The organism is Faecalibacillus sp. H12 (assembly GCF_013361255.1).
Classification (GTDB): domain Bacteria; phylum Bacillota_I; class Bacilli_A; order Erysipelotrichales; family Coprobacillaceae; genus Faecalibacillus; species Faecalibacillus intestinalis.
Genome location: NZ_JABWDK010000002.1, coordinates 252,451 through 265,901 on the forward strand (window position 1 = coordinate 252,451; position 13,451 = coordinate 265,901).

6 protein-coding genes are annotated in these 13,451 nt (G+C 42.5%); all 6 read left to right on the forward strand.

The features are described 5' to 3' along the window. Window positions 1-2: 2 nt before the first annotated feature. The 6 genes from HUU89_RS04330 to HUU89_RS15425 all read left to right on the forward strand — a co-directional run bounded on the left by HUU89_RS04330 (window position 3) and on the right by HUU89_RS15425 (window position 11,606). Complete coding sequence (locus HUU89_RS04330; protein WP_118576006.1) at window positions 3-563, forward strand: MT-A70 family methyltransferase; 561 nt, start codon at window positions 3-5, stop codon at window positions 561-563. Beyond that, entirely contained in the window at window positions 560-2,635 is a 2,076-nt protein-coding gene (locus tag HUU89_RS04335; protein WP_118576008.1) for a DNA topoisomerase 3, read from the forward strand. The genes HUU89_RS04330 and HUU89_RS04335 overlap by 4 nt, the downstream gene beginning before the upstream one ends. A gap of 69 nt (window positions 2,636-2,704) precedes the next feature. Continuing rightward, complete coding sequence (locus HUU89_RS04340) at window positions 2,705-8,998, forward strand: SpaA isopeptide-forming pilin-related protein (protein WP_175301081.1); 6,294 nt, start codon at window positions 2,705-2,707, stop codon at window positions 8,996-8,998. An 82-nt stretch (window positions 8,999-9,080) separates the two neighbouring features. Further along, window positions 9,081-9,221: a hypothetical protein gene (locus HUU89_RS04345; RefSeq protein ID WP_005344203.1), complete on the forward strand. Its 141-nt coding sequence runs from the start codon at window positions 9,081-9,083 to the stop codon at window positions 9,219-9,221. Between the two features lie 6 nt (window positions 9,222-9,227). Continuing rightward, window positions 9,228-10,316 carry a DUF5688 family protein gene (locus HUU89_RS04350; RefSeq protein ID WP_118576012.1) on the forward strand — a complete coding sequence of 363 codons (1,089 nt, stop codon included), beginning with the start codon at window positions 9,228-9,230 and terminating at the stop codon, window positions 10,314-10,316. Window positions 10,317-11,261: 945 nt separating this feature from the next. Then, the gene (locus HUU89_RS15425) at window positions 11,262-11,606 is read left to right on the forward strand and encodes a TnpV protein (RefSeq protein ID WP_082426300.1); all 345 of its coding nucleotides are present in this window, start codon (window positions 11,262-11,264) and stop codon (window positions 11,604-11,606) included. Window positions 11,607-13,451: the final 1,845 nt, after the last annotated feature.

Genomic DNA, 13,451 nt, shown 5'->3' on the forward strand with positions numbered 1-13,451 from the left:
GAGTGCGGAATAAGAAATATCAGATTATATACGCTGATCCGCCTTGGCAGTATAACAGGAAGGCGGGGCAGGGAATTGCCGCAGACCATTACCCGACCATGAGTTTACAGGAAATCTGTGATCTTCCAGTTGGAAAATTAGCGGATAAAGATTGTGTTTTATTTCTCTGGGTCACTTTTCCACAGCTGAGAGAAGGATTAAGTGTGATTCAAGCATGGGGATTTCAGTACAAGACAGTAGCGTTCGTGTGGGTAAAGAAGAATAAAAAGGCAGATACTTTGTTTCTTGGTCTGGGACACTGGACAAGGAGCAATGCCGAAATTTGTTTGCTTGCAACGAAAGGGTCTGTTCATAGGAAATCAGCATATGTTCGACAGATTATTTTATCACACATTGAAAGACACAGTAAAAAACCAGATGTGGCAAGAGATAGAATTGTTGAGCTTATTGGTGATGTACCGAGAATAGAATTATTTGCACGACAGACAACACCTGGGTGGGATGTCTGGGGAAATGAAATACAGTCAGATATAGAAATGAAAAGTGAGGAAGAAATAGAATGAAAGCATTAGTGATTGCAGAAAAGCCATCGGTTGCGATGGCACTGGCTTCCGTGCTTGGAGCCAGAACAAGAAAAGATGGCTACGTGGAGGGAAACGGTTATATCGTTTCCTGGTGCGTAGGACATCTGGTGGGATTATGCGATGCATCGGAATACGATGAAAAATATAAAAAATGGAGATATGAGGATCTGCCGATTGTGCCGGAATGTTGGAAACACAAGATTTTGGAGGGCACAAAGAAGCAGTTCGGAATCTTAAAGAAACTGATGAGAGATTCCAAAGTAGATGAAGTGATCTGTGCAACTGATGCAGGACGTGAAGGTGAGCTGATCTTCCGTCTGGTGTATGAGCAGGCAGGATGTAAAAAGCCGATGAAGCGACTCTGGATCTCTTCCATGGAAGAACAGGCAATTAAAGATGGATTTTCGTCATTAAAAGACGGTTCGTGTTATGACAGTCTCTATCAGTCAGCACTTTGCAGGGCAAAGGCAGACTGGCTGGTGGGAATCAATGCGAGCCGTCTTTTTTCCGTTCTGTATAACCAGAATCTGAAAGTTGGAAGAGTACAGACACCAACACTTGCCATGATTGTGGATCGAAATCAGAAGATCAAGGAATTTACCAAAGAAAAATATTATATGGCTCATATCAAGTTTGACGATATGGATGCGGTCACAGAGCATTTTCAGAAAAAAGAAGATGCAGATAAAGTGGCTGCAGAGTGTCAGGAGCGTATGTGCGAAGTGGAGAAGGATGATGTGAAAGAGAAAACGGTCCGCCCTCCAAAACTCTATGATCTGACCACCCTGCAGAGGGAAGCTAACAGAATGTTTGGCTATACCGCACAGCAGACATTGGATGCTGTGCAGGAGATGTATGAGCAGAAGCTTGTCACTTATCCGAGAACAGACAGCCAGTATCTGACAGATGAGATGGGAGAAAGCACAGAAACTCTGATTCAGATGTTATTTGGGAAAATGCCTTATGCTGAAGGTCTGGAATATCAACCGGACGTGAGTAAGGTATTAAATTCAAAGAAAGTATCCGATCACCATGCGATTATCCCAACCATGGAAGTAGCCAAAGCGGATATTGGTGAACTGAAAGAACGAAGCCGCAAGATTTTGTATTTGATCAGTGCCAGGGTTCTGACAGCAACTGCAGAGCCTTATATTTATGAGAGTCATAAATGTCAGATTACCTGCAATTATCATACGTTTTATCTCAATGCAAAGAAAACAAAACAGGAAGGGTTCAAGACAATTGAGAAAAAACTGAAACAGTTCTTTGGAATCATTGCAGAAAAAGAAGAGCCGGAGTTGGATATCTGGGCAGGCAAGCATTATGGTCCCTGTGATTCTTTTGTATCGGAGCATTTTACACAGCCACCGAAACAGTACACAGAAGATACCCTGCTTTCTGCGATGGAACGTGCAGGGAATGAAGAGCTGACCGAAGATACAGAGAAGAAAGGACTTGGTACTCCTGCAACAAGGGCAGCAATCATTGAAAAACTGATTCAGTCTGGTTTTGTGAAAAGGGAAAAGAAAAATCTGGTGCCGACAGATGATGGAAATGTGCTGATTACGGTTCTACCGGATGAGATTAAATCTCCGAAGATGACCGCAGAGTGGGAAATGGCATTGAATCACATTGCCCAGAATACAGAGACAGCAGATGAATTCCTAAATGGGATTACAGAGCTGATGCAGGAACTGGTTGCCAGATATCAGGGGATTTCAGAAGAGAAGAAAAATCAGTTTCAGGGAAAGGCAAAAGGAGAAGTCATTGGCAAATGTCCCCGCTGTGGAGCTGATGTCCGGGAAGGAAAAGTGAACTTTTACTGTTCTGACCGGAACTGTGCTTTTACCTTATGGAAGAATGATAAATTTCTTGCAAGCCAAGGGAAAAAGATGGATAAGGAGACAGCAAAGAAGTTCCTGTCTAAAGGAAAAATCCATTATAAGGATCTGGTATCAAGAAAAACAGGGAGACAGTATGAAGCAACTGTGGAGATGGTCGATCCCGGTGAGGGAAATGTACAGTTCAATCTGATTTTTCCACAACGATAAGTAGTGTATTGCAGGCAGTCTAAGGACTGTCTGTTTTAATACAAATATTATGAAAGAGAGGACCTTAGCATGAAGAAAAAAGGTAATTTTAGAAAAGTAGTATCTGGCTTGCTGGCAGGCATGACAATGCTTAGTACAGTGTTATCTCCGATGACAGCATATGCAGCGGAGATCCAGCCAGAGGAAAAACCTCCACTTTATGAGGAAGTGAAAGACCTTCTGGATGAAGATGAGGTGGTGACTGCCCAAGATTATGAAATCGAAACAGGCAGTGTATTTGATGTGAAATCAGACTACACAGGACTGGAAATCAAGGATGATAACAAGGTCAAAGTCACATTTGAGGAAGCAAAGAACGACAAGGATGAGGATTTTACGACAGATCATGCGGACACTTACAAAGCGGTCTATTATGTGGAACCGGTAAATCAGGAGCATCCGAAGTACCAGATCAGCCGAAAACTGATTGTGCGTGAGAAAGCAACTGAAGCTCAGACAGAGGTGGCAGGGAGTGAAGCAGTGACCGAATCCGAAACAGCTGTAAGTGAGCAGCAGACAGAAGAAGCGGAGGATTCAGAAGCAGAATCGGAGATTACCGATATTGACGCTGATGAATTTGATGATTTGGTAGAGCAGGCACAGAACCAGGATACCTATGATGAAGAATCAGGGTTAGAGCTTCATGATGTTTTGGAACAGGCAGGAGACGAAGGTGTGGATCTTGAGGCTATGGAAGAGGGAGAGATTGCAACATTTGAAGCAGTTTCGGCTTATTCAGCAAGAAGTACACAGCAGGTAACAATTGAAAAAGGACCACTGTATAGATATGCAGATTATAATCTTGGAACCTATCTGACAGAGCCGTACTATATCAGCTACGGAAGCGTCAGAGCAACTGCGTATTGTGTACAGCCAGCAAAGCCAGGACCTGGATCTGGAAATTATACAATTACAAAGATTGGAGACAATCAGGCGTTAGCAAAAGTGTGTTATTACGGTACAGATGCCGCAGGAAGCGAGAGTTTTTTCGCTAATAAACACACGGATTTTTCAGAAGGAAAAAGATTCATCATTATTCACATGGCTGCATCATATGCCAATGGAAGCAGTGATGCATTCTATGGAACAAATGCTACAGGCGAGGCTTTGGCAAAAGAACTCTATAATTATTGTGTGAATAAGCCGGAAATACCAGATGTAGCGATGTCATTTTCAAAGCCGAATGTAAAGGCTTATGTAGATGGAAATGTTCAGAGAACGGAGAACATTCAGTTCAACGCATCTTCCCAGCAGAAAATCACAATGGACTTACCAAAGGGAGTAAAGCTCCATAATGTATCTACTGGAAATGTAAGTGCGGCAGGTGCAAGTGTAACAATTGGAGGAGGAACCACGTTTTATCTCTCAGCTCCTCTGACACAGACAAAAGATGTAAGTGCTTCTTTTTCTACAAAGATGAAGGGAAGTATTACAAAAGATTATTCAGCATATAAATTGACTACGAATGCAAGTGTTCAGGATCTGGCATTTGTATTTGGAGAAGGTGTTGCTGATGAAAAATATGTAAGCTTAAAGGTGTCCTGGATTGAACAGGCTACGATCGAAATCGTAAAGAAAGACGATACAGCGGATGTCAATCTTGCAGGTGCAGTATTCGGCGTTTACAGCGATGAGGCTTGTACAAAGCTGATCACTCAGATGCCTGCAACAGATAAAAATGGAAAATCATCTGTTACGATTATCAAGACACAGGATACCGTTTATCTGAAAGAAATCACAGCACCACAGGGATATGTAGTAAATGCAACGGCAACAAATGTAAAACTGGTAGCAAGTAAGACCTCAGCTGTAACCGTGGAAAATAAGGAACAGCTGGCAGAGCTTACCATTTACAAAGAAGGACAGGTTCTTACCGGAGCAGATGTCAGTGAAAATGGAACGGTATTTCAGTATGAAAACCGCAGACAGAAAAATGCAGTGTATAACGTGTATGCCGGGGCAGATATCGTAACAGCTTATGGCACAAAAATGTACAGCAAAGGTGACCTTGTAAAAGAAAACCTGACAACAGGTGAGAATGGTTCTGTCACACTGAAAAACCTGCATCTTGGAACCTACGTGGTAAAAGAAACAAAAGCACCGGACTCTTTCTATAACGGTAGCGAAGAAAAGTCAGTGACTCTAACTTATGCTGGTCAGAACAAAGAAGTTGTATTTGCAGATGTGACTTTTAACAACGAGAGACAGAAAGCAGATGTTTCCGTAGTAAAACAGGATAAAGACACCAAGAAACCACTGAAAGGCGGTATTTTTGCTCTGTATGCATCCGATGATATCAGAAATGCAGACGGAAGCGTTGTTGTGAAAAAAGGAACGCTGATTGAGAAAGTAACTACTGGCGCAGACGGAACTGCAAAATTCACAGTAGACCTGCCAATCGGATATTCCTATTCTGTAAAAGAAGATCAGGCACCGGAAGGTTATGTAAGAAATACAGAAGATGTGTATACGTTCAAGTTTTCTTACACCAATGATAAAGAAGCAACCGTATCTTTTGCCCATACCTTCAGCAATGACCGTGTGACAGCAAAGATCAATCTTTATAAAGTGGATAAAGAGACAGGAAAAGCAGTACCGCAGGGAGATGCCACACTGAAAGGTGCAGTTTATGGACTGTATGCTCGTGAAGATATCGTGCACCCGGATGGAGCAACGGGAACTATTTATAAAGCAGGAGAGCAGGTAGCTTCTCTTACAACAGATGACAAAGGACAGGCTTCTGTAAATGGCTTATATCTTGGCAAATATTATGTCAAAGAGATTACTCCGCCGACCGGATACCTGGCAGATGCAGAAGAGCATGATCTTACGTGCAGTTATGAAGGAGATATGACAGCAGAAGTAAAAAGAGAGTGCACTTCCAGTGAGCAGGTCATCAAGCAGCCATTCCAGATTATCAAAGCAGCCAACAATGGAAAGACCGATGCAGAGCTGTTATCCGGAGCTGGATTTACAGTTTATCTGAAATCTTCCCTTACAAAGAAAGCAGATGGAAGCTATGATTTTGATTCTGCCAAACCAGTAGTGAATGGCGAAAATGGAGCTACTGAGATTTTCACAGATGAAAAAGGGTATGCCTGCAGTATTCCATTACCATTTGGAAGCTATATCGTGCGTGAGACAACAACACCGCACAACTACAAGCCGGTCGATGATTTTGAAGTGAATATCACAGAGCATCATCCAAATGAGCCACAGATCTGGCGAGTGCTTCTGGATGAAGAGTTTAAGGCAAAACTGAAAATCGTGAAAAAAGACGATGAAACAAAGAAATCCGTATTGATTGCAGGAACAGAATTTAAGGTATATGACCTGGACAACAAAAAGTATTTAGAACAGGTAACAACTTACCCAGTGACAACCACTCACAAGTCCTATTTTACGGACAGCCAGGGATATCTGATCATGCCGAAGAATCTGAAGATCGGACATTACCGGATTGAGGAAGTCAACGCACCGGAAGGGTACACAATTAACAAGAACTATGTAGAGATTGCGGTGGATGCTAACACAGCATACCAGATGGATTCTGAGAGTGGAGATGCCATTATTACGGTAGATTACGAGAACCATCCGGTAAAAGGAAAGCTGACGATTTATAAAAAAGGTGAGATGCTGACCGGATTTAAAAAGGATTTTGTTTATGAACAAAGATACCTGAAGGGTGCATCATTTCATGTCTATGCAGCTGAAAATATCTATACACCGGATTATCAGAAAGATGAAAACGGAAACAGACAGCTGATCTATGCAAAAGATGCACTGGTAACAACGGTAACGACCGGAGAAGACGGAAAAGCAGTTGCAGAGAATCTGCCGCTTGGTTCTTACTATGTGGTAGAAAAGACTGCACCGGAAGGATTCGTTCTGAACCATGACAGATCTGATGTCACATTTGTCTATGCAGATCAGGATACACCTGTGATCGAACAGGAAGTGACGGTTGGCGATGACCGACAGAAAGTTGCAATCCAGGTAGAAAAACAGGATGCAGAGAATGGTGCAACCGTGGCGGGAGCTGTCTTTGGTATCTATAACAAAGCGGATATCAAGGCGGATGGAAAAGTGATCGTGAAAGCAGACACACTCTTACAGGAAATGACTTCTGATAACGATGGTCTTGCAACATGTACGCTGGATCTGCCACTTGGACAGTATTATGTGAAAGAGTTAAAAGCACCAGCGGGATTTGTATCCTCTGATGAAGTTCTGAATCTGGATGCTTCTTACCAGGGACAGGATGTGAAGACAGTAAAACTGAAAACAGTGAAAAAGAACCAGCCGACAACAGTTGAAATCACAAAATCTGATGTAACAACAGGTGTGGAACTGGATGGGGCAAAACTCACCGTTCTTGATAAAGAAGGAAATGTTGTGGATCAGTGGACTTCTGTAAAAGATCAGCCACATGTGATCAAACGACTGACAGTTGGAGAGGAATACACTCTTCGTGAGGAAATGGCACCTTATGGATATCTGAAAGCAACGGATGTGAAGTTCACGCTGAAAGATACTGCCGAGATTCAGAAAGTAGAGATGAAAGATGAAGTTCCAACAGGACTTCTGATCATCAACAAAAATGGAGAGTTTTTGGATAAGGTAACACTTCTGGATCAGGTAAAAGGTACTGTGGAGCATCTCTTTGAATATGTAACCGGAAGCCTTTCAGATGTGACGTTCGATGTATTTGCTGCGGAAGATATCAAAGCGGCAGATGGTGTCAGTGAAGATTATTTCAAAGCAGATGAAAAAGTGGGAACCATTACCACAGATTCCAATGGTATTGCACAGATGGGAGATCTACCGGCTGGCAAGTACTATGTGAAGGAAGTAAAAACTGCCCATGGTTATGTGCTGGACGGAGAGCCGAGATATGTTGATCTTTCCTACCGTGATCAGGACACACCAGTTATCACTTATGATGAGAAATGGCAGAATGCCCGTCAGAAAGTAAAGGTTACGGTTCTGAAGAAAGAAAAAGATACAGAACGTGTCCTTGCAGGTGGTGTCTTCGGTCTTTATACCAGTGAAGATATCAAAAATGCAAAGGGCGAGGTACTCCTTGAGAAAGACAGTCTGATCGAGCAGCGGGTAACGGATGAAAAAGGACAGATTACTTTTACGGCAGATCTTCCGGTAGACGGAAAATACTATGTGAAAGAGATCTTTGCGCCGGACGGATTTGTTACAACAGAAGAAGTACAGGAATTTACCTTTGAATATGCCGGAGAAGACCAGGCAGAAGTAAGCTACGACTTTACTTTTGAAAATCAGCCAACCACAGTGGAGCTGACCAAAACAGACCTGACAACAGGCAAAGAACTTCCAGGTGCACACCTGAAAGTGATGGATTCAGATGGCAATACAGTGGATGAATGGACTTCTACGGAAGAATCCCATGTGATCAAAGAACTGGTTGTTGGTAAGAAATACACCATGACAGAGACAAAACCGGCAGATGGATATGTCACTGCAGAAAGTATTACTTTCACAGTAGAGAATACAGCAGAGGTTCAGAAGCATGAGATGAAAGACGATGTGACAAAAGTAGAGATCAGTAAGACTGATATCACAGGAGAAACTGAGATTCCAGGTGCGAAACTGACGATTCTCGATAAGGATGATCAGGTAGTAGAGAGCTGGACTTCCACAGAGGAAGCACACTATATCGAAAAACTGCCAATCGGTAAATATACCTTACGTGAAGAGCAGGCACCGAAAGGATATCTTCTGACATTTGATGTGACATTTGAGGTGAAGGATACCGGAGAAATTCAGAAAGTGGCTATGAAAGATGATACTGCCAAGGGAAAAGTGATTCTCAATAAGACAGATAAATCGTCAGGAGAACCGCTGAAAGGGGTAGAATTTGAACTCCGTGACAGCAAAGGAAAGGTTCTGGAAACCTTAAAGACAGACGCTGCCGGTCATGCAGAAAGTAAGTTGTATGAGATTGCCACATTTAAGAACGGCAAATATGATACAGCAATCAAGTATTATCTGGTGGAAACAAAAACACTGGATGGATACACACTGGATCAGACCAAGCATGAAGTGACATTTGCTTATGCGAATGACAGTACACCAGTCGTGGAAGTTACTTTCAATCTGACAAATGAGAAACCGGAAGTTCCAGAAACACCGAATACACCGGATACACCACAGTCCCATGAAGAGACAAAGGTATCAAATGCACCAAAAACAGGTGACAGCACGAATATTTGGCTGCCGATTCTGCTTCTGGTAATCTCCACAGGAGGTATGGCAGGACTTTATATCTGCAGAAAAAGGAAAAGCAAATAAGGAAACCAACGGTTATGATTGGGAGCTTCTATGTGAGGCTCCCTTTTTCATACAAAAAAATCACAGAAAGGAACAGAAAACTATGATGAAAGCAATGGAAAAAAGACAGGAAGCACGAAAAAACCAGGAGAAAACTTTAAAGAGAATGATGGCTTATCAGAAGAAAGCCGAGCAGATGGTCAGCAGAAAAAGAATGAACCATCACATGATCAGAAAGGGGTAAAAGCGTATGATGAACAGAAAAGAATTTTATGAATATGTCAAAGACAATGTAAAGGAGTATCTGCCAGAGTCTTACAAGGACGCAGAAATTAAACTTCAAGAAGTAGAAAAAAACAATGGGCTGAAGCTTACTGGCATTACAATTCCAAATGGAGATCAGAGAATCGTACCGACAGTCTATCTGGATTCTCTCTATCAGGAATATATCAATGGGAAAGATGTAGATTCTTGTGTTGGTGATGTAGCTGATATGCGTATTGAAGCACAGGGTAAAGCAGAATTTTTTGATATGGGAGTTCCGGACATTTTTGATTATGAAAAAATGAAGGAAAAACTGCAGGTGAGAATCTGTGACAAGGAATGGAATACCGATCGTCTTGCTGATAAAGTAGTCACAGAACACGGAGATTTTGCAGCTTATTATGCAGTAAATCTGGAGGAAAATGGAGAAGGGATCAGCAGTATTCCGGTAACTGTTTCTCTGATGAACGAGTGGGGAGTATCTGCCGAACAGATTCAAGCGGATGCAATGACGGCAGACCGAAAACGTGGTGTCACACTTATGGATATGAATGAGATTATCAAATCTATGATTTTTGGTGAAGAACCAGAAAACCTGCTGAATGAAAAAATGGATATGGAAGCCATGGAAAAACCAATGTTCTGTCTGACAAACAAAGCTAAGATGAATGGTGCATCACTGTTACTGCAGGAAGACATTCGAAAACAGATTGGGGAATGTCTGGGTAGTGATTATTTTGTCATTCCATCTTCCATTCATGAAGTGCTGATTCTCCCTGATAACGGAATTTTTCAGGTCCCGGAATTAAATGCGATGGTAAAAGAAGTCAATGAGACACAGGTGGAAAGACAGGAGCAGCTTTCCGATAAGGTTCAGTTCTGTGATAAAAAGACCGCAGTATTGGAAAATGCTGAGCGCAGGGAGGCTCGTTTGGAGAAAGAAAAAGCAGCTGAAAAAGCGGAAGTAAAAGGTGGAATCCATGGAAAACTGGAGAAAGCCAAGGCAGAGATCAAGGCAAAAGAGGCAGACAAAACGCCAAAGAACAAGTCAAAAGATCTTGCCGCAGCATTATAAAGAGAAACAACGATGATTTTAAGGGGACTGTGCTAAGCAGTCCCTGATTTTATGAAAAGGAGTAGCACATGGCAAATAAATTATATGCAATGGAACAGCTGACGGAAGAGGTGGCAAAAGATGTAGCTGCCAGTCCGCAGGAATGGATGTGGTTCCTTAACACGGCATCCAGACTGTACAAATACTCTTTTCCAGAACAGCTTTTAATTTATGCACAGCGACCGGAAGCAACTGCCGTAGCATCCATGGAAATCTGGAATCAGAAGATGTACCGATGGATCAAAAAGGGATCTAAGGGGATTGCCTTGATTGACAATACTTCCGGACCGAAAACAAAACTTCGGTATGTATTTGATGTGCAGGACACTTATAAAGTGCGGAATCTTGGAAAGGATCCTCAGTTATGGAATCTTCCAGTAGAAGGAGAACATCTGGTGGCAGATTATCTGCAGGAGCAGTTATCACTGGAAGATACAGAAGGAGGACTTGCTGAAAGTCTGCATCAGGCAGCGAAGGAGAGTATGCAGGAATGGCTTCCAGATGCATTGGAAGAACTGAGACTGGACGTAACAGGGACATTTTTGGAAGAACTGGACGAACAGAATCAGGAAGTAGAATTTCGGGAACTGATGACAAATAGTGTCTGGTGTGTATTATTAAACCGGTGTGGACTGGATGTACAGGAATATCTGGATGTAGAGGATTTTCGGCATATAACGGACTTCAATCAGCTGAAAGTATTAGGACATCTGGGAAGTGCAGTCAACGAGATCAGCAGACCAGTCCTGATGCAGATTGGACGATATGTTCTGAATGATCTGGAAAATGACCTGAAAACGGTTGCAAAAGAAAAAGAAGTAGCTTATAATGAATTTAACACGTTAATTCGTGAAAGTAATGCGGATAACGAAGAAGATAGAGAAGAAAAAAAGGAGGAAACAGACTATGAGAGAAATCAGTTACAGCCAGAACGGAGAGTATCAGATTCCAGATATCAGCCTGGAAGAGACGAGAGGAACCATCGGGAAGTACGGAATGATGAGGAAAGAGTATCTGAGAAACCACAAGGTAGCCAGGTTCAACATTCTGACACTGCAGAACCGTCTGGACAGTCACCTGATGGAGATCGACAGTCAGGCAAGGCAGAGAGTAGACAACCTGATGAACGAACTTCTGGAGAAAGATCCGGCACCGGACAAAATGGCAGACGGGATGGCATGGACCAGACACATGAACCAGATCAAGGCACAGGCAGAGGAGCTGGTGATTCAGGAGATTATTTACAGTTAAGCCTGTTCCCAACAGAAGAGGAACAGTTAGGAGAAATAAGGAAAGCGGCAGCTGCATTGGAACAGCCAGCCGCTTTTCTTATTTCCGATGAAGTGGTAAATGATATTCTCCGCACGGGAAGCGGACAGAAAAATACACTGTTTCATATTACAGCAAGACTGATTGAAGGTCTGGATAATGAAGAAATGCGGAGTTTTCTGAAAGATGAATATGGAACTGGTGGCAAAGGATTTACCATAGATGGTCAGAAAATCAGTATCTGGTATGACAATGATGGTATCCGTATCCGGCGAGGGGACTCTGCCAGAAGAAACTTTGACCGCATGGTTACGTGGGAAGAAGCAGCGAACAGAATTCGGGATATGTATGAGGATGGAAATTACGTGGATAATTTGATTTCCAATAATGCCATTGAACAGGAGCAGGAAGAAATGACCAATCTTCTTGCACTTCATTTTCGGGATACTTGCAGAAACTGGGAAAAGAAACAATCATATTCAGACTGGCAGGATGTAGTGAGTGGAGCATGGACAGATCAAGAGGAAGCAGATGCGATTGTCTATCGTTTTGAATGGCTGCAGAAATATATGGATGAGAATCCGGGAGATTATCACCGCTGGGAGATTCAGCATAATCCGGAATATCTCCAACGCTTTCAGGATCTTCAGAGGGAGCGTTCCTGGGTAGACCAGAAATTTACGGTCGAACGTCCGGCACTTTCCTTTATTACACAAGATGAAATAGATGCTGTCCTTAGAAGAGGCGGCATTACAGCCGGAGGGCGCAACCGGATCTATGAGTATTTCATGGAGCATCATGATATGAAAGATGCAGCAGAGTTCCTGAAAAATGAGTATGGAACAGGTGGTGCATCACCTGGGATACCGGGAGCGTATGAATCTGATGCCTCACATGATGCAAAAGGATTAAAACTTGCGAAAGGAAAGATTGGCAGTCCAGAAGTAGAAATTCTATTAAAATGGAATAAGGTTGCAGAACGTGTCCGTCAGCTGATCCGCACCGATGATTTCTTATCACCGGAAGAATTGGAAATGTATGAAGAGCGGCAGGAAGCACAGAGATTGGCAGATTTGGAAGAAGCACAGCAGATGTTAGGAGAACAGCTGGAGCAGGATACTTTGACAGCGGAAGATATAACTGATTTGAGATTAGTTGATTCAGAATATATGTCCGGTACCAGAACAAGAATCCATGATTTTGATTGCAAAGTTAAGGGAGAAGTGAATCGACTTCAATACACATTAGAATATCATGATGATGGAGAAGGTTTCACGATTCATACGGAAAAAGATGATATTTGGAATCGAATGTCAACACAAGAATTGGAACGTCTGGATGTAAAACTCGGACAAGAAGTACTTTATTATCATTATCACAACAAAACTGTAAATGCGGATACCTTAGATGAATTACGGGAAATCAGGGAAGAAATTATGGAGGAAGAGTTCTCGTATTTTACTGCTATTTCTCAACGTGTGTGGACAGATTATGATAAAAAAGAAAAAGAATTATCGGGAGAAGCTGAGGTATCGGAAGAAAAAGAATCTTTGGAAGAGATTAACGGAATAGCAGAACCGATTCAAGCAACGAACTTCCGTATCACAGATGATGAACTTGGACAGGGAACACCGAAGGAGAAATTCCGAGCCAATATCATGGCTATCCAGTTGTTAAAGAAATGTGAGGATGAGAACCGCAATGCGACATCAGAGGAACAGAAAATCTTATCCAGGTACGTCGGCTGGGGAGGTCTTGCAGATGCATTTGATGAGACAAAAGCTGCATGGGAGACAGAATATCTGGAATTAAAGACGATTCTTACAC

Bases quoted from the DNA above. Each gene is read 5' to 3' on its own strand.
- HUU89_RS04335 (WP_118576008.1), top strand. From the start codon at position 560: ATGAAAGCATTAGTGATTGCAGAAAAGCCATCGGTTGCGATGGCACTG.
- HUU89_RS04345 (WP_005344203.1), top strand. From the start codon at position 9,081: ATGATGAAAGCAATGGAAAAAAGACAGGAAGCACGAAAAAACCAGGAG.
- HUU89_RS15425 (WP_082426300.1), top strand. From the start codon at position 11,262: ATGAGAGAAATCAGTTACAGCCAGAACGGAGAGTATCAGATTCCAGAT.
- HUU89_RS04340 (WP_175301081.1), top strand. From the start codon at position 2,705: ATGAAGAAAAAAGGTAATTTTAGAAAAGTAGTATCTGGCTTGCTGGCA.
- HUU89_RS04350 (WP_118576012.1), top strand. From the start codon at position 9,228: ATGATGAACAGAAAAGAATTTTATGAATATGTCAAAGACAATGTAAAG.